This window comes from Collinsella aerofaciens, from assembly GCF_015560135.1.
GTDB classification, from domain to species: domain Bacteria; phylum Actinomycetota; class Coriobacteriia; order Coriobacteriales; family Coriobacteriaceae; genus Collinsella; species Collinsella aerofaciens_AN.
On record NZ_JADMRH010000010.1, the window covers coordinates 1 to 25,210 of the forward strand.

Sequence of the window (25,210 nt, forward strand, 5' to 3'; positions counted from 1 at the left end):
GGCGCCTTTAGACGCGTGCCGGAAATCCAAGGGTTATACCCTAAGAGCAAACCACCCCTTTTAGGGGTGGTTTTGATGGGGGCACGAATAGTCCGCTCCGACCTGCAAAATCTGTGCTCACGGTGCGAATGACGCCCCTAACCTTAAACTTTAGCTTGAACTTAGCTATAATGCGCTACGTTCCTGCCAGGCTGTGGTTGCGGACGGACGAAATGTCCATCCTAGTCCAAGACAGACGCGGTCAAAGGGATCCACGTAAGCGACCGCGTGCGCGCGGCGCGATCATGGCGCGTCCTAGATGTAAGCCGCACCGTCCGTTCTACTTTCTTTGGGGCAATACCGCCTCGCGGGCGAGCGGGCCAGTCGTGAAGGTGGCTACGGCCTCCCGAGCAAACACCCCGGTGCGCAAGTGTGGGGTCAAATACCAGGTCAGCTGGTGGGAACACCCGTTATTCCGCGCAACGCACGGATTGTATACGACACAGAAGGCAGGGTAGTGGACATGGTGAGGGGCAGCTTGATGCACGCGGCTCGGTTAAGCGCTGGGACCGCGGCGGTCATTGCCGTATTGGGCTTGAGCGGATGCGCGTTCAACCCACTGTCCACGTTCACGACACCCACGATTGACCAGATCGAGCGCGAGACCGTCACCCCTGCGGTGTCGGACGATGCCCTGGTCACTCCCGGCACCCTGACGGTTGCCCTCGATACCTCCGATGCCCCGCAGGCCATGCAGGGCGCCGATGGCAACCTCACGGGCTACGCGGTCGACGCTGCCCGCGCCCTTGCAAGCCGCATGGGCCTTAAGGTTGCCTTCGTCGATGCGTCTTCTGCCGATTCCGCGCTTGGCGACAAAAAGGCCGACATCTTCATTGGCGACATCAATTCCACGGATGGTGACATCAGCACGCTTGGTACTTGCCTGTACGACGCTGCGGCAGTGTTCGGAAAGACGAGCGACGGCGAGTCGCTGAGCGTTTCCACCGAAACGCTTAACGCCGCTACCCTGGCGTTCAGACCTCTTCGGCCTCGCAGGAAGCGCTCGCCAAGCAGAGCATCACGGCCAACCAAAAGACCTTCTCCAACATCAACGAGTGCTTTGAGGCGCTCGAGTCCGGCGAGATAGACTACGTGATTTGCGATTCCACGGCCGGCGGCTACCTTGCGCGCCTGATGAGCCAGATCTCTTATGTCGGCGCGCTCGAGACGCCCTCGACGCTCGGCGTCGCGGGCCTCGCGGCCAACGATGAGCTGTGCCGCGCCGTGAGCGATGCCCTCGACGGTATCACGGTCGATGGCACGCTCGAGGCGGTCCACTCCGTCTGGTACGGCACGATGCCCTATGACCTCACCACCAAGACGGTCTCGGGTGCCGACGTGCAGTCGACCGATACCGGATCTAGTGAGTCCGCATCCTCCGATTCGAGCAGCGATGGTGCAACCTCCGAGGATAAATCGTCCAGCCAGGAGGGCACCATCACCGACGACGACATTAACAAGCTCAATAGCTAGTTATTGCCAGGGGTGGGGTCTCCTATGCGCTAGGAGAGACGCCTCTTCACGGTTTCAACACGCACTGCCGGGTTTTCCCAACAGGGGAGCCCGGCATTTTCATCCCAATAAAACCAGCAGGTCAAAGCCAATTTTCGGGACCAAAAACAAAGTTGCCGTCGCCCTCCTATAGCGCACTTTGCCATAGAAAAGTGCGAGACTTCGGTATGCGGTATCAAGCAATCGTTATTCGGGTCTTTGGGAATTCGCGTGATTAAATGCACGGCAATGGGTACATAGCCAGTACAGTAAGTCCCCGAGGCAGATTGGAGCCACGTATGGATATCAAGGTTTCTGGACGCAAGACGACGGTAACCGATGCTCTGCGTGCGCATGTGGATGAGAAGATCGGCGAGGCGCTCAAGGTTTTCGATATCGAGCCCATGACGGTCGACGTCGTACTTCGCTATGAGAAGAACCCCTCGAACCCCAACCCGGCAATCGTCGAGGTTACGGTTCGTGCCCGCGGTTCGGTGATTCGCGTTGCCGAGCACGGTGCGGATATGTACGCCGCCATCGACCTCTCCGCCGATAAGGTCACCCGCCAGCTGCGCAAGTTCAAGACCAAGGTCGTGGACAACCGCCAGGGCGGTGCCAGCGCAGCGGATGTCGCACCGGTCGAGCGCGTCGAGGATTTGGCCGACCTGCTGCTGCCCGAGGAGGAGGACGACCTGCTCGTCCGCGAGAAGGTCATCGATGTCACCCCGATGACTGAGGAGCAGGCGCTGGTGCAGACCGATCTGCTGGGCCACGACTTCTACGTGTTCGAGAACGCGACGACTGGCCTCATCAATGTGGTGTATCACCGTAAGAATGGTGGATATGGCATCATCAAGCCCCGCATCGAAACACTTGACGAGTAAAATACGTTAACTTGCATGAGTTAACGGTTGGCGGCCATCCCATGCGGGTGGCCGCCTTTTTACGTAAGGAGTCGCTTTGATGGACAAGGCCGCATCCGCCGGTCATTCGGACCGTTGCCGCATCGTCGTCGATACTTGCTGCGACTTTAGCCCCGAGGTCGCCGCGAACCTCGATGTCGATATCCTGGGTTTCCCCTTCATTATCGATGGCGAGGAGCGCACGGACGATATCTGGTCGAGCATGAGCCCTAAGGAGTTCTACGACCGCATGCGCGCTGGCGCTCGCGTGTCTACCTCCGCCGTGTCGCTCGGTCGCTATATCGAGTTCTTTACCGAGTGCGCCAAAGAGGGCACACCAACGGTCTACCTGTGCTTTACCTCGGCGCTGTCGTCGAGCTACAACTCCGCGTGCCAGGCGGCGGACGCCGTGCGCGCCGAGTATCCCAACTTTGAGCTCTACGTGGTCGACAACGCTCTGCCCTGCGCGACCGGTGCGCTCTTGGCACTCGAGGCCGTGCGCCAGCGCTCGGCGGGACTGACCGCCAAGCAGCTGGTCGACTGGGCAAACGAGGCAAAGACCTACGTCCACGGCTACTTTACGCTCGAGAGCTTCGACGCGCTGGCTGCCGGCGGCCGCATTCCGCCCGCGGCGGCGCAGCTCACGGCAAAGCTCGATGTCAAGCCCGAGCTCTCCTACGACCTTGCCGGCTCGCTGTCGCTGATTGGCGTCAACCGCGGCCGCAAGAAGGCGCTCAAGTCCATCCTCAAGTCGTTCCGCGAGAACTACGTGCCCGACCGCACCATGCCCATCGCCATCATGACGGCCGATGCCGAAAAGGACGGTGACTGGCTCGAAGCCGCCATCCGCAAGGAGGAGGGCTGCGCCGACGTCACGATCATTCGCAGCTCCGTGGGTCCCACCATTGGCTCGCACGTGGGCCCCGGCATGGTGGCCTGCGCGTTTTGGGGCAAGAATCGCGCCGAGAAAGCCTCGCTTTCCGACCGCATCGCGCGCCGCGTGCGAGGCGAGTAGGTAGGCGCTGCGGCTGCAAGTGCCCTCAAGTCACGGCCGAAACGCTGGCACCGAGTATTTTAACCTGGTAACAACACCCAACCCAAAAGGAAAGGTTTCATGGCAAACAAGCTCTCCGTCGCATTCATCGGCACCGGAATCATGGGTGCCCCCATCGCCGGCCACATCCTGGACGCCGGCTACCCCGTCACGGTCAACAACCGCACCAAGTCCAAGGCCGCCGCGCTTATCGAGCGCGGCGCCGTCTGGGCCGATACGCCGGCCGAGGCCGTGGCGAACGCCGATGTCGTCTTTACCATGGTGGGCTATCCCTCCGAGGTCGAGGAGCTCTATCTGGCGGGCAACGGCCTGCTTGCGTGCACCAAGCCGGGCGCGGTCTTGATCGATCTCACCACGAGCTCGCCCGAGCTCGCCCGTGACATTGCCGAGGCCGCCCAGGTTTCTGGTCGCATGGCGTTTGACTGCCCCGTCACCGGCGGCGAGTCGGGTGCTATCGCCGGCACGCTCACGGCTATCGTGGGCGCTACCGAGAACGACATCGCCCCGGTCCGCGACATCCTTGCCACCTTTGCGGCCAACATCTGCTGCTTCGACGGCGCCGGCAAGGGCCAGGCTGCCAAGCTCGCCAATCAGGTGTCGCTGGGCGCCTGCATGGTCGGCATGGCGGACGCCATGGCATTTGCCGAGCTGAGCGGTCTTGACCTGGAGAAGACCCGCCAGATGATCCTGGGCGGTACCGGCAAGTCCGGCGCCATGGAGAGCCTGGCTCCCAAGGCGCTCGACGGCGACTACAAGCCCGGTTTTATGGTCGAGCACTTCATTAAGGACCTGCGTCTGGCGCTCGCCTACGCCGATGATCGCGAGCTCGCGCTGCCCGGCGCCGACGTCGCCTTTACGCTCTATGACATGCTCGACGCCATCGGCGGCGCCAAGCTGGGTACCCAGGCCATCACGGTCCTCTATAAGGAGGAGGCCGACGCCATTGCCGCCGGTCTGGACTGGTCGCAGTATCGTCCCGAAGAGCATGGCGCTCACGAGGAAGGCTGCGGTTGCGGCGAGCATGGCGACGACCACGAGTGCGGTTGCGGCCACCACCATGGCGAGGACCACGAGTGCTGCGGCGGCCACGGCCATGACGACGGCCACGAGTGCTGCTGCGGCCATCATCACGAGGAGTAGCGCCCATGAGCTGGACGTTCGTGGTACTAGCGCTGGTGCTCTTTCTCTTTGCGATCTACATTGGCTTTTTGTGCGGCCAGTGGGCGTGCGAAAAGCGCGTGATCACCAAGCGCGACTACTGGATTGCCAATTTTGCAGGAGCGGCGGCAGTCGTCCTACTGACCTGGGTGTTCTCGCTGTTCCCGCTGGTGCAGTTTGCGCCGATCGGCTGGCTCGGCGGCTTTATCGCCGGTCTTAAGATGAGCTTTGGCGAGTCCGTCGGTCCGTGGCGCAAGCACGACGAGGTCTTTAACGTCAACAAGGCCCACCGCGCCGCCGCCGACGCGGGCGATGCCGAGGAGCGTCGCCGCGCACGCCGCAATGGCGCGGCCGCCCGACAGCTCATCTCGGTCACCGATGACAGCAAGGGTGCTGGCAAGCATGCTAAGAAATAGTAAGAAGAGGTAACTATGGCAGAAAACAAGGAAGAACAGCTCACCGACGAGGAGCTGGCACAGCTTCAGCTGGCAGAGGAGAACGAGAACGCCGTCGACCGTCTGGTCAAGGAGCTCGGCTGCCCCACGCGCCGCATCCGTCAGTTTGCCGCTCGCGTGCTGCACCTGCTTGCCGAGCGCGATCCGCAGCGCGTCGTGCCCTGCGTGCCCGCGCTGATCGAGGCGCTCGACCGCCCCGAGGCTCAGACCCGCTGGGAGGCCCTCGACGCCCTGGCGGCGCTCGCCACCACCTGCCCCGAGCAGCTGGGCGATGCCTTTGAGGGCGCCGAGACCGCGCTGTTCGACGAGATTTCCTCCACGCTGCGCTATGCCGCCTTCCGCCTGCTGTGCGTGTGGGGTGCCACGAGCGTCGAGCGTTCGCGCGAGGCTTGGCCCATCCTGGACGAGGCTATCCAGTGCTACCACGGCGACCTTGAGTATCGCGACATGCTCGGTTGCCTGTACGAGTTTGGCCAGGGCGAGATTGACGCCGAGGTCGCCGAGAAGCTCGCGCTGCGCCTTAAGTTCGACGCCGAGAACGGCAAGGGCAGCTATCTCAAGGCCCGTTCGAGTGAGATTTGCGAAATGCTTGTTAAACGTTTTGGTCTGGATCTCTCCAAAAAGAAGAAGCGTGCTAGCGTTAAAAAATCTGACGACGCCGAAGACGAGGAGTAACAGATTATGGCGCACGATGTAGTCCTGATCCCCGGTGACGGTATCGGTCCCGAGATTACGCAGGCCATGCGCCGCGTGGTCGAGGCCACCGGTGTCCAGATCAATTGGAACGTCCAAGAGGCCGGTGCCGGCGTCATGGACGAGTTTGGCACGCCACTGCCTCAGCACGTGCTCGACGCGGTCGCCGAGACCAAGGTTGCTATCAAGGGCCCCATCACCACGCCGGTCGGTACGGGTTTCCGCAGCGTCAATGTGGCCCTGCGAAAGCACTTCGACCTGTATGCCTGCGTGCGCCCTTGCCTGTCGCAGCCGGGCGACGGCTCGCGCTTCCGCGACGTCGACCTGGTCATCGTGCGCGAGAACACCGAGGACCTCTACGCCGGCATCGAGTTCGATGAGGGCACTGCCGAGGTCGAGGAGCTCTCGCAGCTTGTCGAGCGCTCGGGTCAGAAGACCTTCGCCGCTGATTCCGCCATTTCAATCAAGCCGATCTCCATCGCCAAGAGCCGCCGCATTGTGGAGTATGCCTTTGAGTACGCCCGCCGCTGCGGCCGCAAAAAGGTGACGGCCGTGCATAAGGCCAACATCATGAAGGCGACCGATGGCTTGTTCCTGCGCGTGGCGCGCGAGGTGGCCGCCAACTATTCCGATATCGAGTTCAACGATAAGATCGTCGACGCCACCTGCATGGGCCTGGTCCAGAACCCTAACGACTTCGATGTCCTGGTTCTGCCCAACCTGTACGGCGACATCGTCAGCGACCTGTGCGCCGGCCTGGTGGGCGGCTTAGGGATGGCCCCCGGCTCCAACATCGGTGCCGACTGCGCCATCTTCGAGGCGACGCACGGCTCCGCGCCCGATATCGCTGGCCAGGATATCGCTAACCCCACGGCCGAGATTCTGTCTGCGGCTATGATGCTCGATCACCTGGGCGAGAATGACGCGGCCAATCGCATTCGCGCCGCCGTTTCTGCCACGCTCGACGAGGGTGAGCAGGTTACCGGCGACGTTCGTCGTGCCCAGACCGGCTCCGTTGAGGGTGCTGTGGGCACGCAGGCCTTTGCCGATGCCGTTATCGCGCACCTGGCCTAAGGCATGCAGACTGCAAACGCCTAAATAGTACTTAAGTGTTTGCGTATAACCTGAGAATCAATACGCCCGGCGCTCTGTCGGGCGTATTCTATTGCGGACTATGTTTCCTAACAAGGAGTAACTGATATGGGTCTGATTCAAAAGAAGGACGAGAAGGACGAGATCGACGGCATCCAGATCATCGAGCGCGGCGAAGGCCCCGACGGTGATGAGGAGGAGAAGATCGATCTGGTCGCCGGTACGTCTGCCGAGCACATTGCTGCCGGTACGACGGCCGAGGAGGAGGACGCTCGCCTGGAGGCAAAGATCGCCGCGGACGCCGCCGACGAAAACCTCATGCCCGAGGAACAGGACGAGGACGACGACTCCGACGCGGACGACCATGCATCAAAGCACAAGAAGACGATGATTGCCGCCTTTGTGGTCGCAGTCGTGATCGCTGCCGTGGTCGGCTTCTTTATCGGCAATGGCGGCTTTGGCGGGAAGGGCGTCGGCTCGGCGACCCTCACTGAGGACCAGCTCGATTCGACCGTGGCAAGCTACAGCTACAACGGCAAGAAGAGCGACATCACCGCGCGCGAGGCCATCGAGAGCCAGTACAGCCTCGACACCGTCAAGGATGGCGATGGCAACTACACCGCTCCCTCTGCCGACGTCATCCTGTCCTACGTGCGCAACAAGATTCTGCTCGATGCTGCCGAGGACGAGGGCACCACCGTCTCTTCCAAGGAGATGAAGAAGTACGCCGAGGATTCCATCGGCACCTCCGACTACAAGGCCATGGCCACGCAGTACGGCGTGTCCAAGGACCAGGCCAAGCAGATCGTCCGTCAGTCCGCGACGCTGCAGAAGCTCTACAAGAAGAAGGTGGGCGATAGCTCCGCAAGCATGCCGACCGCCCCGACCGAGCCTGCTGACGGCAACGAGGAGACCGCGAGCAAGGACTACGCCGACTACATCATCAACCTTGCCGGCGACGAGTGGGATAGCGAAAAGGGTACCTGGAAGGACGCCGATAGCACCTACGCTAAGGCCTTCGCTGACGATGCCTTTACGGCCGATAGCGCTACCTACAAGCAGGCCATGACCGCCTATTACACCGCCTACCAGCAGTACTCCTCGCAGGCTTCGAGCGCTAGCTCCAAGTGGACCGAGTACGCCAACGGCCTCTACGCCAAGGCCAACATCAGCATCTACGGCCTGTTTGCGTAAAGAGTCGCACGGCTCATCGAACATCTAGCCGATAGACAACAAATAGCCCGCCAGTACGGAAGTCGTTCTGGCGGGCTATTTGCGTTGAGGGCATGATCGGCGGCTTAATTATGGCTATTCATCTTTAAGCCCAAAAAGGCTATCGGCTTCATCGTCGGATATATATTCCAGCACATCGCCCGGTTGGCAGTCGAGTGCCCGGCATATCGCGTCAAGAGTTGAAAAACGTATGGCAGAAACCTTGCCCGTCTTAATGCGTGACATATTGACCTGGGAGATGCCCACACGTTCCGCAAGCTCTTTGGATGAAATCTTGCGTTCGGCGAGCATGCGGTCAAGCCGCAGAATAATCATGGATTCCCCCTAGAGCAACTCGTCATCTTGCTTTTGCAGGATATACCCGTAGCGGAAGATGCTGGCAATCAGGCAAATAATCAGGCCTGCAAAGAGCATGGAGGGCTCGAATAACTGGCCGACGAACGCATCCGTAAAGCTGCCGCCAAATCCTGAGAGTATCATTCCCGTGATTACGGCACCAAGAAGCCTCACGGCAACGCCGCCGATAAGGAATAAATGTCCTACTCGACGAAGTGTCTGGTTACATTCAAGGTCAAAGGGCCTGCCTTCCTTTTCAATGTTGAAGAAAAGCCTGCGCACGCTTATCGCGATGGTAAGCGCGAGACATGTCATCAAGAGGCTCCCTATGGCAGTGTGACCATCGTGTGCGACGAGCATAAGTGGGGCCTGCGCATCGGTACCGACGATAGCAAGGCATGGCCCCTCGCCGGCTTGAAGTTCTACGGATTGGAGACACGACCCTTGGGAGAGGCCAGGGAATATGAGTAGAAGGTCAATCGCAATGACTGCGAGGAGTCCCAGGGCGAGCGCGGTGGTAATGCAGATCGTGGCCCATTTGCAGATGCGAGCGAGCTTCCTCAGTTTGGCTATTGTCTGTTCGCGGCTGATGGTTTCATTCGATATAGATGCGTTTCGATGGAGCATAACCCCTCCAATCGGCGTTTTGGATGATACTTGTATCTTATCAGAATTAACGATAAACGATAAATAATTACGGATAATGAGTAAGTAATGATCGAAAACGATTAACGTGAGCTATTAGCTCATTTTGAATGCCGGAGTTTGGCGCGCGGGGGATGAGGACAAATGCCAAAACTTCCCGTGATCGCGCAAACGCTCCATCGGGTTCCCCTAATTCATCTGGGAAAACAACTGCAAACGATTGCAAGTGACCGGTGAACGGTCGAAAACTACCGTTCACCGATAATCTCAAAACTGGTTCTAACTGGTATTAAGTCAAAAAGACCAATTCACATATCTTCACAATGACCTGCAATTTTTCTACACGCTATTTTTAGCCGCCCTGCGTTGTTTAGGCGCAGGAAAAGTTCCGATCTTTTGCCAAAGCGTTTCGAAACGGTTTCAAAACCGCAGGTAGAAGTGTTAACGAGCGGTAAACGGTCGAAATATCACCGTGAGCGGTGCAAAAACGTTTTACCGTATGAATCAACGAAAGCGACCTCTTCTGTGGTGATATAGTGACAACAACACATCACGTGGTTACTACCAGTTTAGAAACCACTGGTCTTCAAAGAACGCTTTCCAAGAAGCTTTAAGGGCGATTGCCCGCTGGCTTCCGAAAATCATCGGACTCAGATCGTACACACCTTCGGAAGGGAAATTTGAATGGTTGGCTTTATTCTTACCGGTCATGGACAGTTCGCACCCGGCCTCGCAAGCGCTATCGCTATGGTTGCTGGCGACCAGCCCGCTTTTACCGTCGTTCCTTTTGAGGGCGACCAGGCTGCATCCTACGGTGAGGATCTCCGCGCCGCTATTACCGCCATGCGCGAGGAGTGCGATGGCGTGCTCGTCTTTACCGACCTGCTTGGCGGCACCCCGTTTAACCAGTCGATGATGATTGCCCAGGATGTCGACAACGTCGAGGTTCTGACTGGCACCAACCTTCCCATGGTTATTGAGCTTCTGTTCCTCCGCGGCAATGCCACGCTCGCCGAGCTTGGCGAGCAGGCCGTGACCGTTGGCCAGACGGGCGTCACCGCCCAGACGGTCGCATCCGTTGCCGACTCCGAGGAAGAGGATATCTTCGGCGACGAGGACGGCATCTAATGGCCGATTTCGGAGCCAGCGTCTTGAGCTCCTCGGTCGCCCTTTTAGGCCTGCTTGTCATCATGGGCTTGATTTACACCATCTGGTCGCAAATCAACATGAAGAAGAAGCAGAAGTACTTCAAGGAGCTGCACACCGAGCTCAAGCCGGGTCAGGAGGTTCTTTTCGCCGGCGGTATCTACGGAACCGTCAAAGGCATCGAAGGCGAGAAGGTCCAGATTAAAGTCCGATCCGGAGCCGTCGTAGATGTTTCGCGTTACGCGATTCAGGAGATCAAGTAACTGTCGTCAGCAAATAACGAAAGGAAGCTGATCAACATGGCAGAACCCAACATTCTTCTTACCCGCATCGATAACCGACTGGTTCATGGTCAGGTTGCCACCCAGTGGAACTCCACTCTGGGCTCCAACCTCATCCTCGTCGCCAACGACGACGTGGCGACCAACACCATGCGCCAGAACCTCATGAAGATGGCCGCTCCCGCCGGCGTCGCTACGCGTTTCTTCTCCCTGCAGAAGACCATCGACGTCATTGGCAAGGCGAGCCCGCGCCAGAAGATCTTCATCGTGGCCGAAACACCGGAAGACGTGCTTACGCTCGTCAAGGGCGGTGTGCCTATAAAGAAGGTAAACATCGGCAACATGCACATGTCGGAAGGAAAGCGCCAAGTCGCCACCTCCGTCGCAGTTAACGACGAGGATGTCGCTGCGTTTAAAGAGCTGCAGGAATTGGGGGTGGAGTTGGAGATCAGGCGCGTTCCGAGCACGCCTGTTGAGGACACGAGCAAGCTCTTCTCGTAATCCTCGTGATCCACGTTGTCAGGAGTGAAACCCTGACATTCTGTACGTGATATCCAAAGTGCGTACATACATTTTGAAAGGAGGAGCAAGATGGAATACACGATCTTCCAGGTCGCTCTGGTCTTCATCGTCACGTTCGTCGCGGCAATCGACCAGTTTAACTTCCTCGAGTCTCTCTATCAGCCCATCGTCACCGGCGCCGTCATCGGTCTTATCCTTGGCGACCTCAACACCGGTCTTCTCGTGGGTGGTACTTATCAGCTCATGACGATCGGCAACATGCCGATCGGAGGTGCTCAGCCGCCTAACGCCGTCATCGGCGGCATCATGGCAGCCATTCTCGCTATCGCTACGGGCCTCGAGCCCAACGCGGCAGTCGGCCTTGCCATTCCGTTCGCTCTGCTTGGTCAGCTCGGCGTTACCCTGGTCTTCACGCTTATGTCGCCGCTCATGTCCTCCGCGGACAACATGGCTCACAACGCTGACACCAAGGGTATCGAGCGTCTGAACTACTTCGCCATGGCTCTGCTCGGCCTGATCTTCGCTGTCGTCGTCACCCTGTTCTTCATCGCTGGCGCTACCATCGGTCAGACCATCGCTTCCGCCATCCCGACCTGGCTGCAGACCGGTCTCTCCGCTGCAGGCGGCATGATGCGCTTCGTCGGCTTCGCCGTCCTGCTCAAGGTTATGATGAACCGCGATATGTGGGGCTTCTTCCTCATGGGCTTTGGCCTCGCGCTCATCACCGTTGCCAACGATTCTCTGGCAACCCCTGCCCTGCTCATCCTCGCTCTCATCGGCTTCGGCATCGCTTTCTGGGACTTCCAGCAGCAGACCGAGCTGAAGGGTGCAGCTGTTTCTGACGGAGGTGACTTCGAAGATGGCATCTAATGAGTATGTGATCCCGGAGCACTACGAGGATCTCACTCCTGCTCCGCAGCTCGACCAGAAGACCCTCAACAAGATGGCTTGGCGCTCCTGCTTCCTGCAGGCCTCGTTCAACTACGAGCGTATGCAGGCTGCTGGCTGGCTCTACTCCATCATCCCCGGTCTGGAGAAGATCCACACCAACAAGAACGACCTCGCGGCTTCCATGAGCCACAACCTGGAGTTCTTTAACACCCACCCGTTCCTCGTCACCTTTGTTATGGGTATCGTGCTTTCGCTCGAGCAGAACAAGGTTGACATCCCCACGATCCGCGCCGTCCGCGTTGCCGCAATGGGCCCGCTCGGTGGTATCGGTGACGCTCTGTTCTGGCTGACGCTCGTGCCTATCACGGCCGGCATCACCTCCAACATGGCCATCAACGGCAACGCCGCTGCACCGATCATCTTCCTGGTGATCTTCAACGTCGTCCAGTTCGCTCTGCGCTTCTGGCTCATGAACTGGTCCTACAAGCTTGGCACCAGCGCTATTGACGCTCTGACTGCCAACATGCAGGCCTTCACGCGTGCCGCTTCCATCATGGGCGTCTTCGTCGTCGGTTGCCTGGTCGTCACCATGGGTGGCACCCAGATCAACCTCCAGATCCCCAACGGCACCACCCGTGGCCTCTCCGCTACTACCGTGATCGTCTCCGAGAAGGAGGCCGAGAACTTCACCGGTATGGAGGGCATCGATACCGAGACCGCTGAGGCCGGCACCATCGCCATGACCGATGAGGACGGCAACGCCCTCACCGCTTCCGATGCCGACGGCAACGCTGTCGAGTGCGGCGTCACCGATCTGGGCAACGGCATGGAGTCCGTTACCTACGGCACCGTCACCGAGGATCCGGTCAACTTCTCCGTTGCCGACACCCTCAACACCATCGTCCCGAAGCTCGTCCCGCTTATGCTTACGCTGCTGCTTTACTACATGTTCGCTAAGCACAGCTGGACCCCGACCAAGGGCATTCTCCTGCTCTTTGTCCTTGGCATCCTGGGCGCTGGCCCGCTTGGTCTCTGGCCGAGCATCTGGTAAGGCTCTAGCTTGAGGGGTGTGTCCCTACGCGGCTCACACCCCGACCCCTTAAGCCATGTGTATGTTAAAAGCCGCGTGCTCGAAAGAGCGCGCGGCTTTTGTTATCTTGATGATTCGGGTGTGGCAGACAGATAATGCTAAACACCCAAGGTAGTAGCCGAGTTTGAGAAAATGGGAGGATAGGATGGCAATCGGAGCGCGTAAGCAACCGCTGTACGATCAGCTGGTCGATATTTTGACCGAAAAGATCGACCATGAATATCGCGCCGGTGACATGATTCCTTCCGAGCGCGAACTATCGGAGCGCTATGGTCTCTCGCGCACTACGGTACGCCTGGCTCTGCAGGAACTGGAGCGTTTAGGATTGGTGGTTCGGCAGCACGGTCGCGGTACCTTTGTGACCGACCGTTCGGCAAAGGCAACCAATCTTATGCAGTCCTACAGCTTTACCGAGCAGATGCGCGCGATGGGTCGCGACCCCGAGACCACGATTCTCGAGTTTTGCGAGATGGAGGCCGATAAGAATCTGGCCGAGCATATGGGATTGCGTATCGGCGATCGCATTTTTAAGCTCAAGCGCCTTCGTTCTGCCGACAACATGCCCATGATGGTCGAACGCAGCTATCTACCGGTTCGTCAATTTCTGTCCCTAAAGCGACCGCTACTGGAGCGTAAGCCGCTTTACGATGTGATTGAGCAAGACTTTCAGCAAAAGATACGCGTGGCCGAAGAGGAGTTCTATGCGAGCATAGCCCGTCCCACCGACGCCCACCTTTTGGGAATTGTCGAGGGCTCGCCTGTGCTCGATTTGGTCAGGACTACGTATAACGAGTCAAACGAGGTTGTGGAGTATACACTCTCGGTTGCTCGTGCCGATCAGTTTAAATACAAGGTTTACCACCAGCGTAGCGACTAGTGTTCGCATCGTATCCATATGATGATTCTTTGCATTTAACTGGTTACTACCAGATAACCAACTGAAGTGTATAATTGCACGTCAGAGGATTACTTCTAGAGAGAGGTATTAGAAATGTTCGAGAAGAGTGTCGAGGAGCTCACCGAGCTCGGCGCCCAGATCACCACGGCCGAGATTGCTCAGCAGCCCGAGCTTTGGCGTGATACGCTCAACATCTATCGCGAGAACAAGGAGGCCATCGAGGCCTTCCTGGCCGAGGCTCGCGCTATGGGCGAGGGCCGTCTGTCCGTTGTCTTCACCGGTGCCGGTACGTCCGACTACGTTGGCGATACCTGCGCCCCGTACCTGCGTCACGCTGGCAACACTGATCTCTACGACTTTAAGCCCATCGCCACGACCGACATCGTGAGCGCTCCGCGCGACTTCCTGCGCGCCGAGGATCCCACGCTCGTGGTTTCCTTTGCCCGCTCTGGCAACAGCCCCGAGAGCCTTGCCGCCGTTGCCGTTGCCAAGGAGCTCGTCCACAACGTCAAGTTCCTCAACATCACCTGCGCTCCCGAGGGCAAGCTTGCCGTCGAGTCTGCCGATGATCCCAATGCGCTGACGCTGCTCATTCCGCGCGCCAACGACAAGGGCTTCGCCATGACCGGTTCTTATTCCTGCATGACCCTGCTCTCCACCCTTATTTTCGACACTGCCTCTGACGAGCAGAAGGCCGAGTGGGTCGAGACCATCGCCAAGATGGGCGAGGAGGTCATCTCCCGTGAGCCCGAGATCGCCGATTACCTGGCTGGCGACTTCAACCGCGTGACCTACTTGGGTTCTGGCTCCTTCGGTGGCCTTGCTCAGGAGAGCCAGCTCAAGATCCTCGAGCTCGCTCACGGTCTGGTCGCTACTTCCTACGACACCTCCATGGGCTATCGTCACGGACCTAAGTCCTTCGTCGACGATAAGACGCTCGTCTTCGTGTTCGTCAACAACGACGCCTACACCCGTCAGTACGACATCGACATCCTCAACGAGATCGGTGGCGACGAGATCGCTCAGCACACCATCGCCGTTCAGCAGGAAGGTGCCACCGTCTATGAGGGTGAGTCCTTCACCTTTAAGGGCTACGAGGCACTTCCCGAGGGTTACCTTGCTCTGCCGTTCGTGATGTTTGCCCAGGCTATCAGCCTGCTCAACTCCGTGCGCGTGGGCAACACGCCCGATACGCCGAGCCCCACCGGCACGGTCAACCGCGTGGTTAAGGGCGTGACGATTCACCCCTTCACCGCTTAATCGCGTCCCCCTGTAAGGGCGCCCGTCCGCTCATAACGGCGGGCGGGCGCTTTTTGTTTTACGTGAGCTGGGTATAAGCATCACCACAGTCAACTGCTTTAGAAGCAAGGAGTGCATATGAGCACGTACGCAATTAAGGCTGACAAGTTCTTCTTGCCGGCAGGCCCGCAACTGGGCGGCTATCTTATGGTCGAGGACGGCGTCTTTGGCGCCTGGCAGGCCGACGAGCCCTCTTGCGAGATTAAGGACTACACGGGATCGTGGATCGCACCGGGTATGGTCGATACTCACATCCATGGCTTCTACAACCACTCAACTACCGATAACGATCCCGAGGGCATCGATATCAGCTCAACCGAGCTCGCCCGTCGCGGTACCACCAGCTGGCTGCCCACGACGTTCACCGATGGCGTCGAGCAGATCAAGGACGCCTGCGCCGCTATCGCCAAGGCGGACGAGGGCCGCGGCCCCGACTTCTGCGGTGCTCGCATTCAGGGCATCTACCTGGAGGGCCCCTTCTTTACCATGAAGCACGTGGGCGCGCAGAACCCCGCTTATCTTATCGATCCCTCCGAGGAGGTCTTCGATCAGTGGCAGGAGGCTGCGGGTGGTCGCATCGTTAAGAGCGCCATGGCGGCCGAGCGCGACGGTGCCGCTGCTTATGCGGCTGCTCTGAACGCCAAGGGTGTGGTGACCAGCATCGGTCACTCCGACGCCACCTACGATGAGTGCATCGCCGCCATCAACGCCGGTGCCAGCTGCTTTACGCATACCTATAACGGTCAGCGCGGCCTGCATCACCGTGAGCCCGGTGTCGTGGGCGCTGCCATGTCCACGCCCGAGACCTACGCCGAGATCATCTGTGACGGCAAGCACGTAAACCCTGCCGCCATCAAGGCACTGCTGCAGGCAAAGGGCTGGCAGCACACGGTGCTCATCACCGACTGCCTGGGTTGCGGCGGCATGCCCGAGGGCAGCTACACCAGTGGTGGCATGGACGTCATCATGAAGGACAACCTGTGCTGGCTCGCCGACGGCAAGAGCATTGCTGGCTCGGTGCTCACGCTTGCCCAGGGCGTCAAGAACATTGTCGATTGGGGCATCGCCAGCGCCGATATCGCCATTCGCATGGCAACCGAGGTGCCGGCTCGCTCTGCACACATCGAGGATAAGTGCGGCAGCATCATGCCGGGTCGCGACGCCGACTTTGTCGTGTTCGACCATGAGCTCACCCTCGTCGAGACGTATGTTGGCGGCCAGAGCGTCGGCAACGCCTTTACCGAGTAACGATAGAAAAAGACGGCGGGCCCGAATCTGCTCGGACCCGCCGTATGGGTTAAACGCTCAAAAGCACCTTCACAGTTACAGCTTGTTAGCAATCTTCTTTGCCGTGCGCTTAACGCCGGCCACCAGGCCTCCTGCAGGATGCTCCTTCTCGTATGCTAGGCGCTTCTCGCGCTTGGCGTACTCTTCGACGATGATGTCGCCATACTCGTCTTCGATCTTGTCGAAGAAGTCGACGGCGCCCTTAATTTCCTCAGCGGTCGGGTGTCCCTTTTGCACACCGCCGGTGAGTTTGAACGGACCCCACGTATCAAAGCCGGGGCAGCCGTAGACACCCATAAAGATGGCCTGCCTCATGCGGCAGATGCCATCGATATCCTTGCCGTACCACTTGTTTTTGCCACCGTAGGTCATAAGGCCAAACACCTTGTCCTGCGGCTGCAGCACGTTCGTGAGCACGCGTGCCATGTCCTTGTCGATCTCGGAGTAATAGATTCCCGTGGCGACACCGATCAGATGATATTCGTGCAGGTTGGGATACTCGTTTTTACCGAGTGACTTCACGTCGAGGGTATCGATCTCGGGGTGTGCCTCGACGATGGCGTCCACGAGCTTTTTCGTATTGCCGTGATGGCGCGAGGCGTAGAGGATGATGGTTCGCATAAGAAGGCCTTTCAGCTGTAATTGCATCAATGTCTGTATGGTACCCCGTTGCATGGCTGGGATACCGGACGTATCGATGAACGTGCGGGTTTGTCCTTTGGTCAGGGCCGAGACGGGTTCTTGCGAGCAAAAAAGCAGTTGTTCGAAAGGATGGGCAATGGAATACGCTCTCTCCAACGATTCGATTTCTATTAAGGTGTCCACGGCTGGTGGTTCGTTTACCTCGATTGAGGCCGGAGGTCGCGAGTACTTGTGGCAGGGCGATCCCGCCGTGTGGTCCGGCCAGGCACCGATTTGCTTCCCGATTTGCGGAGGCTTGCGCGACAACAGCGCCATGACATTTGCCGGGCATCATGTAAAGCTCGCTCGCCACGGGTTTGCGCGCAAACAGGAGTGGAAGCTGCTGAGCCAAGGCGAGAACGAGCTGGCGATGTGCCTGGCTTCGGAGGATAATGCCGCGCTGCTGAGCGATTATCCGTACCCGTTTAAGCTTGTCGCTCGTTATACGCTTGAGGGGGATGCCGTGCGCGTCTCCTATGAGGTGACCAACGAGGGAACCGAGGACATGCCGTTCTTTATCGGCGGTCATCCCGGCTTTAGGTGTCCGCTCGATGAGGGCGAGGCCTATACGGACTACGAGTTGCGCTTTGAGAAAGACGAGACTGCGGAGCTCTGCACCGCCGTTCCCTCGACTGGATTGATTGACGTGGCAAACCGCTCCAAGAACCCCATGGTGGGAAAGACGCTGCCCCTGTCGCACGAGCTCTTCGATTTTGCGGAGACCATCTTTGACGTACTCGAGAGTCGTCAGGTCACGCTTTCCAAGAAGGGCGAGGACAAGGGCGTTCGCCTGAGCTTTGAGGGCTTCCCGTATCTCATTGTGTGGAGTAAGCCCGAGGGCGATTTTGTGGCAGTTGAGCCCTGGGGCGGTCTTTCGACCTGCTCCGATGAGGACGACGTGCTTGAGCATAAGCGCGGCTGCCTTGTCGCCAAGCCCAAGGAGACCGTCGTTAGCTCGTTCACGATTGAGATTCTGTAATTCCGTTTTGTCGACTCGTATCGCGAGGCACAAGGAGCCTGCGAGATAAGGAGCTAAAAATGATCCTCACCGTTACGATGAACCCGTCTGTCGATACGCGCTATCAGCTCGATGAGCTCATTATCGACGACGTTAACCGTGTGACGCCCGAAAAGACCGCTGGCGGCAAGGGCCTCAACGTGGCCCGTGTGCTGGGTCAGCTGGGCGACGACGTTGTGGCAACCGGTCTGCTCGGCGGCCACATGGGCGCCTACATGGCTGAGCTCATGGACGCCAACGGTATTAACAACGACTTTGTGCCCATCAAGGGCGAGACTCGCATTTGCCTCAACATCCTCCACGCCGGCAACCAGACCGAGCTGCTCGAGAGTGGCCCGGCAATTGCCCCCGAGGAACTCGATGCCTTTACCGCCAAGTTTACTGAGCTTGCGGGCAAGGCCGACGTCGTCACCATTTCGGGTTCTCTGCCCCGCGGTGTCGAGGCAGACTACTATGCCAAGATCACGGGCATTGCCGAGAACGCCGGCGCCAAGGTGCTGCTCGATACCTCGGGTGCTTCGCTCGAGGCCGCCCTTAAGTCCGAAATTAAGCCCGAGCTGGTCAAGCCTAACCTGACCGAGATCAATGGCCTTCTGGGTACGAGCTTTACCACCGACGATGTGGATGAGCTCCGCGCCGCGCTCGCCTCTGACGCCCGCTTCTCCGATATCCCCTGGGTCGTCGTGTCCATGGGCGCTGCCGGCTCCGTTGGCTTCCACAATGGCCGTGCGTTCCGCGCAAAGACGCCCGATATCCCTGCCGTTAACGCCACGGGCTCTGGTGACTCCACTATCGCAGGCTTCGCACATGCCATCGCTGCTGGCGCAGACGACGAGACGGTGCTGCGTACCGCCAACACCTGCGGCAAGCTCAACGCCATGGATCCCATGACTGGCCATCTGGTCATGGACCGTTGGGACGAGGTCTACAACGGCGTTGTCGTGACTGAGCTGTAAGAGTTTGGGCGACGGCTCCGGCATCGCTTGCTAGCTCATGTTGACGACAAGTGCGGTAGCATTGTGCCGGGGCGCGACGCCGACGTTGTCGTGTTCAATCCCGACCTTACCCTGGTCGAGACGTATGTGGGTGGCAACAGCGTCGGTAACGCGTTTATCGAGTAGCCGCCAAAGGAACGATCCGAGAGGGGATTTAGATGATTTACGGTGCACTGGGCGATATCGAGGAGTACCGCGGAATGCTCAAGGGCCTCGACGTGCTGATTGATTGGCTCGAGGAGAACGATCCGGCGGAGCTCGAGGTCGGCAGCCATCCGATTCTGGGCGACAAGGTCTTTGCGAACGTCATGGCTCCCACGACTCGTCCCGAGGCCGAGGCTCACTACGAGACGCATCAGCGCTATCACGACCTGCAGATCGACATTGAGGGTCGCGAGGCCTTTAAGGTTGCCACGGGCAGCCTGACGCTGGTCCAGGAGTTTGACGAGAAGGACGACTACGATCTGGTCGATTCCGACGCCTCGATCGCCGGCGATCTTGCTGACGACAAGTTTGCGCTGTTTGTTGCCGGCGAGCCTCATATGCCCACGCTCGAGTTCTCGGGCGATGGCGCGCAGCCGGTCAAGAAGATCTGCTTTAAGCTGCTTGCCGACGCTTACTGGGAGGAGTAACACGCTGTTCGTCTGAGCTGTTCGTCTGATGGCGTGATTCCCCTAGGGAAATCACGCAAGGACCCCGCCAAAAGTGTTTCCCCTAGGGGAATCACGTTTGGCGGGGTTTCTGTTTTTGAATAGGGGAACTGTCGACGCGGTGATGCTTGGGTTGGCGCATGCGCACTCAAAATCAGCAACAAAAAAGCCGCCCGAAGGCGGCTATCTTGTGCAATGGAGCCAGCGACCGGGCTCGAACCGGTGACCCCCGCTTTACGAGAGCGGTGCTCTACCAACTGAGCTACGCTGGCGGCCATGTAGTGACGCAACTGGGGCGTCAACGGCTGTCTATGATACGGGACATCGCACATCCGCGCAAGTGTTCTGACGGCTTTTCTCACTTTAAATGCACTAATATTGAAGGCGTGATGTCCCGCTCGTATGGGTCTCAAACAGAATGGGGCGGCGATGGCTCAACCCAAGATTCTTCTCACGCGTATCGATGACCGGTTTATTTACGGACAAGACGTTGAGCTGTGGAACGAAGCCGTGGGTTCCAACCTTGTCCTAATCGTCAACGATGAGATCGCGGCGGATTCACGCCAATGGGCACCCATGAGGGTGGCGGCGCCAGAAGGCGTTTGGACGCGGTTTTTCTCGGTGCAAAGGACTATCGACATCATTCATACCGCAACGCCGCGCCAGTTGATTCTGATCATGGTGGCCTCGCCCGCCGATGCGCTCGCGCTGGTTAAGGGCGGTGTGCCGATAACCAAGATCAGCATTGGCCATATGCAGGCAGGGGAGGGCAAGCACCCCATAACGCCCGCAGTCGCCGTAGACGGCGCAGATGTCGCCTCCCTCAAAGAGCTGCAAAAGCTCGGCATAGAACTAGAAATCCGTTATTTCCCCAGCTCCAATCCCGACCCCATCCAACTAGTCATTTAAGAACGTCCCCAATGACTAGGTAGCAAAGCGCCCGTCGGCGGTGGTGCCGGCGGGCGCTGCTGTGCGATATGTTGCGTTGTGGGCTTAGTGCCTCATAAAGTGGTATTCGATCACATTGCTGTAGGGGTGACCCGGGCCCACAATGCCCTGCGGGAACAACGGCTGGTGCGGCGTGTCGGGGTACATCTCGGCCTCGAGAGCAAAGCCGGCGCCCCAGCCATAGTTAGCATCGTCCTTGGCGTGCTCGTCGCCCAGCCAGTTGCCGGTGTAGAGCTGCACGCCCGGGGCAGTGGTGTAGTAGTCCAGCTCGCGGCCGGTCCACATCTCCTCGACGTGCATCGCGCGGCGGAGATTGCGGCCGTACTGATAGCCATCGATGCACAGACAGTGATCGTAGCCACGGGCCTGCTTAATCTGCGGATCGTCGGTCTCCATGCCAGGCGCGACGGGGCGCAGCTCGCGAAAGTCAAACGGCGTGCCCTCGACCGGAGCAATCTCGCCGGTGGGGATGTTCTGCTCGTTGATGGGCAGGTAGTGGGCAGCGTTGGCAACAAAGAAGTGCTCGCAGTCCATGTCGGCGTTATGGCCGGCAAGGTTAAAGTACGTGTGGTTGGTCATGGACACGTAGGTGGCGCGGTCGCTCTCGCAGCCGTATTCGATACGGAAGCGGCCGGTGCGTGTCACGGTAAACACGGCCGTAAAGGTGCGGTTGCCGGGCAGGCCCAGCTCACCGTCCTCAAGCGAGGTGGTCATGCGCACGGCGTTATGGACCTCGTCGAGCTCAACATCCCACACGCGCTTGTGCAGACCATGCTCAAGATCGCTGTGCAGGTTGTTGACGCCTTCGTTGGCTGGCATATGCCAGTCCGTGCCGGCGATGGTGATCGTGGCGCCCGCGGTGCGGTTTGCCACGGGGCCGATGGTCGCGCCAAAGCAGGCGGGGTTGTCAAAGTAATCCTCGAGCTTATCGAAGCCCAGCACCACATCGCGCACGTTGCCGGGAATGTCGGGCACGTCGATGCCCAGCACGGTGGCGCCATAGTCCATAATGCGAACGCAGATCTCGGGCCCGTTGAGGGTGTAGCGATGAACGGGGGTACCGCACGGCGCGGTGCCGAAAAGCTCGGAAGTGATCATTTGGTTCCTAACATCGAGGTATTTCGGACAAACTGTAGCGCGAACAGGCGAGATTATCACTACACCCCACTAAAGCAGGGGGTATTTTTCTCAAAAAAGTGATGATTGGAGCTGTGCGGGCGTTCATTTCTGACGCGCGCGAGTCTGATACAATTTGTTCGTTATTGTTTGAATTGACGTGAGCGTGGAACAGCGAGGACTCATCGTGATTAAAGCGGAGCGACAGGATAAGGTTCGGCAGCTGCTCGAGGAACAGGGAACGGTCTCGGTCAAGGAGATTTCGGATGCGTTAGGTGTCTCGGATATGACGATCCGCCGTGATCTTGAGGAGCTTGCGAGCCTGGGCGAGATCGAGCGCGTGCACGGCGGAGCCCGCAGTGCGCGGGGCCGTCCACACGCTATGCTGCGCCATGAGTATTCGCACAGCGAAAAGCGCACCAAGCATGCCGAGGAAAAGCTGCAGATCGCGCGCCGTGCTGTGGAGCTTATCGAGGAGGGCTCGACCATCTTTTTGGGTACGGGCACCACGGTTGAGCAGATGGCCTCGATGCTGCCGGCGTTTCGCCTGCGCATCGTGACTAATTCGCTTTCGGTGTTTAACCTGCTCGAGGCGCGCGAAGATTGCGACCTGTGCCTCGTGGGCGGTATGTACCGTCGCCGCACCGCCGCTTTTGTGGGGCCAACGGCTGAGGATACCCTGCGTGCGCTGGGCATCGATGCGGCGTTTATCGGCGCCAACGGCATCTTGGACGGCGACGTGTCTACGTCTAACATGGAAGAGGGCCGCATCCAGCAGCTCGCCTTTAGCAAGGCCGACTCGCGCTATCTGATCGCCGATTCCAGCAAGATTGGCAAGCGCGACTTCTACACCTTCTGCCGTCTGGACAGCCTGGACGCCGTGGTGTGCGAGCCGGGCATCGCCGCCGAAGATCGTGCCGCCATCGAGGAGCATACGCAGGTCATTTGCTAGCTAGCGCTACGGGATTGCCAACGGGCGATGCGGGAGGACTTTTACCTCCTGTCATTGTGGAAACCAGCGCGTCAGCGCTACGCGATATGACGCGCAAATGAGGACTCCACTATCAAATTGTCTCAACCTGTGATATCTAGGCGGCCAAAAGCGAGTCAGATGTTACAGATTGAGACAATTCGGCGTGGTCTACCTTGTTTGTCTCGATCTGTAACGGTTAGGACTTAAAAACTCGGCTACGTGTTACAGATCGAGACAAAAGAAAAAGAACATTAGGACTTGAAAATAAAGTTTTGATAAGGGATTCGCCCAGTTAAGACGGTGCGGCAGACAATTGAGATTAGTTTGCCTCCGGAGTCGTAAGCATAATGAGTCAGTTCGATGACCGGAAGTTTTGCAACACCATAATTACTGGCTTCGGAATCGCTAAGCTGACGTGCTCTATAGCTTTCCCTAACAGATTGGATAGACTTGGACAAGTCGTCCATGGTTCTGCTAAATGCCTGAAAATCTAACTGGTTATTCGGAACGCGCGACTTTGAAATGAAGAACGTATCAGCGCCTATGAAGCTGCCTTCAAGTTCGTAGGTCAATTCAAGACGCTGAATTTCATCGCGACTTTGACATCCAAATTGTTGGAGCATCATTACGGAAATTGGACGACCTGATGTGAGGCCGCCGAAATGTTTGGTGATGGCATCCGGATCAACGCCATCGCAATGGCTTGCAAAGTCAAAGTCTAAAAGTGAATTGAGTTCGCTAACGCGTTTCGGTGCAACAAACGATCCCTTACCTTGGATTCGATAGATACTTCCACGACGCTCCAGCTCACTCATGGCAAGTCGGACGGTTGTTCTGCTTACGGCGTATTCGTCGCAGAGTTCCATTTCTGTTGGAAGTTTATCGTCTGCTTGATATTCATCGACGATCTGCTTGAGCAGCGCGTCGGTGAGCTGTAAATAGAGTGGCCGTTTTTCGTGTGTATCGAGCATTAGAGCCTCAGTTTGCATGTTGGTTATACCTGATGGTTGCCTCAGTCGGGATGTAACGTGGGCAAGGTAACCTTAACGTATCACAGAGCGGCTCAGCATGACGATCTGATGCCTGTATCCACGAAGGGCTTGTCCGAGCGTGAAGATATTCTGGGGCAGGCAGATACCGTTCATGGAGTCCCCGATATGTTGGAGGTCAGCGCCGGCTGCTTTTGCTGCAAGGCCTATTTTCTTAATGGTCTCGCTGTCGCAGGAGTCTTGACTCGTCCCGTTCGCCGCCATGACGAGAACCTTCTCTTCAATTGACTTGCCTACGTTGTGGGATCGTACAAAGTCTACGATGGCGCGCAGGTCTGCTTCTTGGAAGCAAGGGACGGTGTAGGGGGCTGGCACGAGAAGGATATCGACGCCGAGGTCAACAAACTTGCGCGCAATTTCGAGCGTCATGACAGGTTCCGCAACGCCCGCTCCATGCATTTTTCCGGCTATGACCAGGCCATTGAAATGCTCTTTGGAGAGTTTAATCGAATGGGCGATTGCATCGTTGGAGACGCCGGTTCCAGGGTTGCCCGTCAGGCAGATAAAATCAAATCCGAGTTCGTTAGCCTTTTCTAAGGTCTTGGGAGAGACGCGACGACCCATGGGGATTTCCGTTCGGGATTCAGACATCTCTGCCTCGTTATCAACTGGCTCCAGATTGACGCCAATGGGTCTTCCGCATGCTCGCTTCACCCAAGTGACCGGGTTTTCATTGAGATCATCTGGAATACCGGCAATAACTGGATCGAACACATCGAGCGCGTTAAACAGAAGCAGGTCGGCACCTGCGGCACGTTCGATCTCTGCATTAGTAACGCCGCCGAGAAATTGGGAAGAGGGTACGTTTTCCGCCATGATGGTACGTCCCTCGGAAGCCAGAATTGCCTGCTTTAGATCCATGGGTGACGTGGCGGCAAAATCGGATGCGGACATGTTCAGTAATCGTTTGGGCATTGTTACTTCCTTTGACTAGAACGACAGGCTTGTGACATTGTCTCTAATATTGTTACAACAATATATTCAATATGTTATATCCAATCGGTGAACGGTTGCAAGCTTATTGTACTGCTCGGAAAAAATAGCCTTTAGCTGGGAAAACATTATATTTATCAACTAACGTTCACCGAATAAGTATTTGAATTCTTGACATATCGACAAAGCGGAAAAAGAATTGGTTATGACAAATCGCGCAAATGATATTACATTTCGCACAAGAACGTATTCACTTACATACGTGGATACAAACGGGGACGACGACGGTTGAGTCCGGATAAATCGTTACGTGCCCGGGAATCATGAAAGGATGT

General features: G+C 58.0%; 29 protein-coding genes and 1 tRNA gene. 23 read left to right on the forward strand and 7 right to left on the reverse strand.

What is annotated here, in order from left to right; genetic code table 11:
• The first annotated feature begins 502 nt into the window (after nt 1-502).
• The 9 genes from I2H19_RS10015 to I2H19_RS05610 all read left to right on the forward strand — a co-directional run bounded on the left by I2H19_RS10015 (nt 503) and on the right by I2H19_RS05610 (nt 8,078).
• Nucleotides 503-1,126: a transporter substrate-binding domain-containing protein gene (locus tag I2H19_RS10015; RefSeq protein WP_324252735.1), complete on the forward strand. Its 624-nt coding sequence runs from the start codon at nt 503-505 to the stop codon at nt 1,124-1,126.
• A 5-nt stretch (nt 1,127-1,131) separates the two neighbouring features.
• Nucleotides 1,132-1,512, forward strand: coding sequence for a type 2 periplasmic-binding domain-containing protein (locus tag I2H19_RS10020; protein WP_411266900.1), 381 nt, complete (start codon nt 1,132-1,134; stop codon nt 1,510-1,512).
• Between the two features lie 317 nt (nt 1,513-1,829).
• A complete protein-coding gene (hpf, locus tag I2H19_RS05580; protein ID WP_035137685.1) occupies nt 1,830-2,414 on the forward strand; it encodes a ribosome hibernation-promoting factor, HPF/YfiA family in 585 nt (194 codons plus the stop codon).
• 79 nt (nt 2,415-2,493) lie between these two features.
• Nucleotides 2,494-3,447 (forward strand): DegV family protein, encoded by a 954-nt coding sequence (locus tag I2H19_RS05585; RefSeq protein WP_006236249.1) that lies wholly within the window; start codon nt 2,494-2,496, stop codon nt 3,445-3,447.
• Nucleotides 3,448-3,546: 99 nt separating this feature from the next.
• Nucleotides 3,547-4,626, forward strand: coding sequence for an NAD(P)-dependent oxidoreductase (locus I2H19_RS05590; protein WP_195621877.1), 1,080 nt, complete (start codon nt 3,547-3,549; stop codon nt 4,624-4,626).
• A 5-nt stretch (nt 4,627-4,631) separates the two neighbouring features.
• Nucleotides 4,632-5,060, forward strand: a complete 429-nt coding sequence (locus I2H19_RS05595) for a hypothetical protein (RefSeq protein WP_195621878.1) — start codon at nt 4,632-4,634, stop codon at nt 5,058-5,060.
• A 15-nt stretch (nt 5,061-5,075) separates the two neighbouring features.
• A complete protein-coding gene (locus tag I2H19_RS05600; RefSeq protein ID WP_006236252.1) occupies nt 5,076-5,774 on the forward strand; it encodes a hypothetical protein in 699 nt (232 codons plus the stop codon).
• Nucleotides 5,775-5,780: 6 nt separating this feature from the next.
• Entirely contained in the window at nt 5,781-6,866 is a 1,086-nt protein-coding gene (locus I2H19_RS05605) for an isocitrate/isopropylmalate dehydrogenase family protein (protein WP_195621879.1), read from the forward strand.
• Between the two features lie 126 nt (nt 6,867-6,992).
• The gene (locus I2H19_RS05610; RefSeq protein WP_195621880.1) at nt 6,993-8,078 is read left to right on the forward strand and encodes a hypothetical protein; all 1,086 of its coding nucleotides are present in this window, start codon (nt 6,993-6,995) and stop codon (nt 8,076-8,078) included.
• 114 nt (nt 8,079-8,192) lie between these two features.
• Here the strand turns inward: I2H19_RS05610 and I2H19_RS05615 are convergent, their stop codons facing one another.
• Both I2H19_RS05615 and I2H19_RS05620 read right to left on the reverse strand, forming a co-directional pair.
• Nucleotides 8,193-8,432: a helix-turn-helix domain-containing protein gene (locus tag I2H19_RS05615; protein WP_118388347.1), complete on the reverse strand. Its 240-nt coding sequence runs from the start codon at nt 8,430-8,432 to the stop codon at nt 8,193-8,195.
• A gap of 9 nt (nt 8,433-8,441) precedes the next feature.
• Entirely contained in the window at nt 8,442-9,080 is a 639-nt protein-coding gene (locus I2H19_RS05620; RefSeq protein WP_195621882.1) for a DUF2975 domain-containing protein, read from the reverse strand.
• 702 nt (nt 9,081-9,782) lie between these two features.
• Between I2H19_RS05620 and I2H19_RS05625 the strand changes: the two genes are divergently transcribed.
• The 8 genes from I2H19_RS05625 (at nt 9,783) to nagA (ending at nt 16,473) form a co-directional block, all read left to right on the forward strand.
• Complete coding sequence (locus I2H19_RS05625; protein WP_195621885.1) at nt 9,783-10,226, forward strand: PTS sugar transporter subunit IIA; 444 nt, start codon at nt 9,783-9,785, stop codon at nt 10,224-10,226.
• Entirely contained in the window at nt 10,226-10,507 is a 282-nt protein-coding gene (gene yajC, locus I2H19_RS05630; protein ID WP_117583566.1) for a preprotein translocase subunit YajC, read from the forward strand. Before I2H19_RS05625 ends, yajC begins: the two co-directional genes overlap by 1 nt.
• A 36-nt stretch (nt 10,508-10,543) precedes the next feature.
• Nucleotides 10,544-11,026 carry a PTS N-acetylgalactosamine transporter subunit IIB gene (agaV, locus tag I2H19_RS05635; RefSeq protein WP_117716286.1) on the forward strand — a complete coding sequence of 161 codons (483 nt, stop codon included), beginning with the start codon at nt 10,544-10,546 and terminating at the stop codon, nt 11,024-11,026.
• 90 nt (nt 11,027-11,116) lie between these two features.
• Complete coding sequence (locus I2H19_RS05640; RefSeq protein WP_035137676.1) at nt 11,117-11,917, forward strand: PTS mannose/fructose/sorbose/N-acetylgalactosamine transporter subunit IIC; 801 nt, start codon at nt 11,117-11,119, stop codon at nt 11,915-11,917.
• A complete protein-coding gene (locus I2H19_RS05645; RefSeq protein WP_022094609.1) occupies nt 11,907-12,989 on the forward strand; it encodes a PTS system mannose/fructose/sorbose family transporter subunit IID in 1,083 nt (360 codons plus the stop codon). Before I2H19_RS05640 ends, I2H19_RS05645 begins: the two co-directional genes overlap by 11 nt.
• A gap of 184 nt (nt 12,990-13,173) precedes the next feature.
• Nucleotides 13,174-13,905, forward strand: coding sequence for a GntR family transcriptional regulator (locus I2H19_RS05650; protein WP_055310430.1), 732 nt, complete (start codon nt 13,174-13,176; stop codon nt 13,903-13,905).
• 114 nt (nt 13,906-14,019) lie between these two features.
• Complete coding sequence (gene agaS, locus I2H19_RS05655) at nt 14,020-15,186, forward strand: SIS domain-containing protein (RefSeq protein ID WP_035137674.1); 1,167 nt, start codon at nt 14,020-14,022, stop codon at nt 15,184-15,186.
• A gap of 117 nt (nt 15,187-15,303) precedes the next feature.
• Entirely contained in the window at nt 15,304-16,473 is a 1,170-nt protein-coding gene (gene nagA, locus I2H19_RS05660) for an N-acetylglucosamine-6-phosphate deacetylase (protein ID WP_117769904.1), read from the forward strand.
• A 75-nt stretch (nt 16,474-16,548) separates the two neighbouring features.
• Here nagA and I2H19_RS05665 read toward each other — a convergent pair whose 3' ends face one another.
• Nucleotides 16,549-17,133, reverse strand: coding sequence for a flavodoxin domain-containing protein (locus tag I2H19_RS05665; RefSeq protein ID WP_229089801.1), 585 nt, complete (start codon nt 17,131-17,133; stop codon nt 16,549-16,551).
• 157 nt (nt 17,134-17,290) lie between these two features.
• On the opposite strand from I2H19_RS05665, the gene I2H19_RS05670 reads away from it, so the two are divergent.
• From I2H19_RS05670 to I2H19_RS05685, 4 genes are read left to right on the forward strand one after another with little or no spacing between them, the layout of a single operon-like run.
• Nucleotides 17,291-18,172: an aldose 1-epimerase family protein gene (locus I2H19_RS05670; RefSeq protein ID WP_195621886.1), complete on the forward strand. Its 882-nt coding sequence runs from the start codon at nt 17,291-17,293 to the stop codon at nt 18,170-18,172.
• Nucleotides 18,173-18,231: 59 nt separating this feature from the next.
• Entirely contained in the window at nt 18,232-19,167 is a 936-nt protein-coding gene (locus tag I2H19_RS05675) for a hexose kinase (protein WP_195621887.1), read from the forward strand.
• 27 nt (nt 19,168-19,194) lie between these two features.
• A complete protein-coding gene (locus I2H19_RS05680) occupies nt 19,195-19,332 on the forward strand; it encodes a hypothetical protein (RefSeq protein WP_187359589.1) in 138 nt (45 codons plus the stop codon).
• A 32-nt stretch (nt 19,333-19,364) separates the two neighbouring features.
• A complete protein-coding gene (locus I2H19_RS05685) occupies nt 19,365-19,838 on the forward strand; it encodes a YhcH/YjgK/YiaL family protein (RefSeq protein ID WP_055310433.1) in 474 nt (157 codons plus the stop codon).
• Nucleotides 19,839-20,052: 214 nt separating this feature from the next.
• Here I2H19_RS05685 and I2H19_RS05690 read toward each other — a convergent pair.
• Nucleotides 20,053-20,128, reverse strand: a tRNA-Thr gene (locus I2H19_RS05690).
• A gap of 157 nt (nt 20,129-20,285) precedes the next feature.
• On the opposite strand from I2H19_RS05690, the gene I2H19_RS05695 reads away from it, so the two are divergent.
• The gene (locus tag I2H19_RS05695; RefSeq protein WP_195621888.1) at nt 20,286-20,765 is read left to right on the forward strand and encodes a PTS system mannose/fructose/N-acetylgalactosamine-transporter subunit IIB; all 480 of its coding nucleotides are present in this window, start codon (nt 20,286-20,288) and stop codon (nt 20,763-20,765) included.
• Nucleotides 20,766-20,849: 84 nt separating this feature from the next.
• Here I2H19_RS05695 and I2H19_RS05700 read toward each other — a convergent pair whose 3' ends face one another.
• A complete protein-coding gene (locus I2H19_RS05700) occupies nt 20,850-21,902 on the reverse strand; it encodes an aldose epimerase family protein (RefSeq protein WP_195621889.1) in 1,053 nt (350 codons plus the stop codon).
• A gap of 205 nt (nt 21,903-22,107) precedes the next feature.
• On the opposite strand from I2H19_RS05700, the gene I2H19_RS05705 reads away from it, so the two are divergent.
• On the forward strand, nt 22,108-22,872 hold the full coding sequence (locus tag I2H19_RS05705) for a DeoR/GlpR family DNA-binding transcription regulator (RefSeq protein WP_271745645.1): 765 nt from the start codon (nt 22,108-22,110) through the stop codon (nt 22,870-22,872).
• A gap of 272 nt (nt 22,873-23,144) precedes the next feature.
• Here I2H19_RS05705 and I2H19_RS05710 read toward each other — a convergent pair whose 3' ends face one another.
• Nucleotides 23,145-23,864 (reverse strand): GntR family transcriptional regulator, encoded by a 720-nt coding sequence (locus I2H19_RS05710; RefSeq protein WP_195621890.1) that lies wholly within the window; start codon nt 23,862-23,864, stop codon nt 23,145-23,147.
• Nucleotides 23,865-23,936: 72 nt separating this feature from the next.
• Nucleotides 23,937-24,857, reverse strand: a complete 921-nt coding sequence (locus I2H19_RS05715; protein ID WP_022094155.1) for a DUF7916 family protein — start codon at nt 24,855-24,857, stop codon at nt 23,937-23,939.
• Nucleotides 24,858-25,210 lie beyond the last annotated feature (353 nt).

Excerpts from the sequence above, each read along its gene's own strand:
- I2H19_RS10015 (WP_324252735.1), top strand. The coding sequence starts at position 503 with ATGGTGAGGGGCAGCTTGATGCACGCGGCTCGGTTAAGCGCTGGGACC.
- hpf (WP_035137685.1), top strand. The coding sequence starts at position 1,830 with ATGGATATCAAGGTTTCTGGACGCAAGACGACGGTAACCGATGCTCTG.
- I2H19_RS05585 (WP_006236249.1), top strand. The coding sequence starts at position 2,494 with ATGGACAAGGCCGCATCCGCCGGTCATTCGGACCGTTGCCGCATCGTC.
- I2H19_RS05590 (WP_195621877.1), top strand. The coding sequence starts at position 3,547 with ATGGCAAACAAGCTCTCCGTCGCATTCATCGGCACCGGAATCATGGGT.
- I2H19_RS05595 (WP_195621878.1), top strand. The coding sequence starts at position 4,632 with ATGAGCTGGACGTTCGTGGTACTAGCGCTGGTGCTCTTTCTCTTTGCG.
- I2H19_RS05600 (WP_006236252.1), top strand. The coding sequence starts at position 5,076 with ATGGCAGAAAACAAGGAAGAACAGCTCACCGACGAGGAGCTGGCACAG.
- I2H19_RS05605 (WP_195621879.1), top strand. The coding sequence starts at position 5,781 with ATGGCGCACGATGTAGTCCTGATCCCCGGTGACGGTATCGGTCCCGAG.
- I2H19_RS05610 (WP_195621880.1), top strand. The coding sequence starts at position 6,993 with ATGGGTCTGATTCAAAAGAAGGACGAGAAGGACGAGATCGACGGCATC.
- I2H19_RS05615 (WP_118388347.1), bottom strand. The coding sequence starts at position 8,432 with ATGATTATTCTGCGGCTTGACCGCATGCTCGCCGAACGCAAGATTTCA.
- I2H19_RS05620 (WP_195621882.1), bottom strand. The coding sequence starts at position 9,080 with ATGCTCCATCGAAACGCATCTATATCGAATGAAACCATCAGCCGCGAA.
- I2H19_RS05625 (WP_195621885.1), top strand. The coding sequence starts at position 9,783 with ATGGTTGGCTTTATTCTTACCGGTCATGGACAGTTCGCACCCGGCCTC.
- yajC (WP_117583566.1), top strand. The coding sequence starts at position 10,226 with ATGGCCGATTTCGGAGCCAGCGTCTTGAGCTCCTCGGTCGCCCTTTTA.
- agaV (WP_117716286.1), top strand. The coding sequence starts at position 10,544 with ATGGCAGAACCCAACATTCTTCTTACCCGCATCGATAACCGACTGGTT.
- I2H19_RS05640 (WP_035137676.1), top strand. The coding sequence starts at position 11,117 with ATGGAATACACGATCTTCCAGGTCGCTCTGGTCTTCATCGTCACGTTC.
- I2H19_RS05645 (WP_022094609.1), top strand. The coding sequence starts at position 11,907 with ATGGCATCTAATGAGTATGTGATCCCGGAGCACTACGAGGATCTCACT.
- I2H19_RS05650 (WP_055310430.1), top strand. The coding sequence starts at position 13,174 with ATGGCAATCGGAGCGCGTAAGCAACCGCTGTACGATCAGCTGGTCGAT.
- agaS (WP_035137674.1), top strand. The coding sequence starts at position 14,020 with ATGTTCGAGAAGAGTGTCGAGGAGCTCACCGAGCTCGGCGCCCAGATC.
- nagA (WP_117769904.1), top strand. The coding sequence starts at position 15,304 with ATGAGCACGTACGCAATTAAGGCTGACAAGTTCTTCTTGCCGGCAGGC.
- I2H19_RS05665 (WP_229089801.1), bottom strand. The coding sequence starts at position 17,133 with ATGCGAACCATCATCCTCTACGCCTCGCGCCATCACGGCAATACGAAA.
- I2H19_RS05670 (WP_195621886.1), top strand. The coding sequence starts at position 17,291 with ATGGAATACGCTCTCTCCAACGATTCGATTTCTATTAAGGTGTCCACG.
- I2H19_RS05675 (WP_195621887.1), top strand. The coding sequence starts at position 18,232 with ATGATCCTCACCGTTACGATGAACCCGTCTGTCGATACGCGCTATCAG.
- I2H19_RS05685 (WP_055310433.1), top strand. The coding sequence starts at position 19,365 with ATGATTTACGGTGCACTGGGCGATATCGAGGAGTACCGCGGAATGCTC.
- I2H19_RS05695 (WP_195621888.1), top strand. The coding sequence starts at position 20,286 with ATGGCTCAACCCAAGATTCTTCTCACGCGTATCGATGACCGGTTTATT.
- I2H19_RS05700 (WP_195621889.1), bottom strand. The coding sequence starts at position 21,902 with ATGATCACTTCCGAGCTTTTCGGCACCGCGCCGTGCGGTACCCCCGTT.
- I2H19_RS05710 (WP_195621890.1), bottom strand. The coding sequence starts at position 23,864 with ATGCTCGATACACACGAAAAACGGCCACTCTATTTACAGCTCACCGAC.
- I2H19_RS05715 (WP_022094155.1), bottom strand. The coding sequence starts at position 24,857 with ATGCCCAAACGATTACTGAACATGTCCGCATCCGATTTTGCCGCCACG.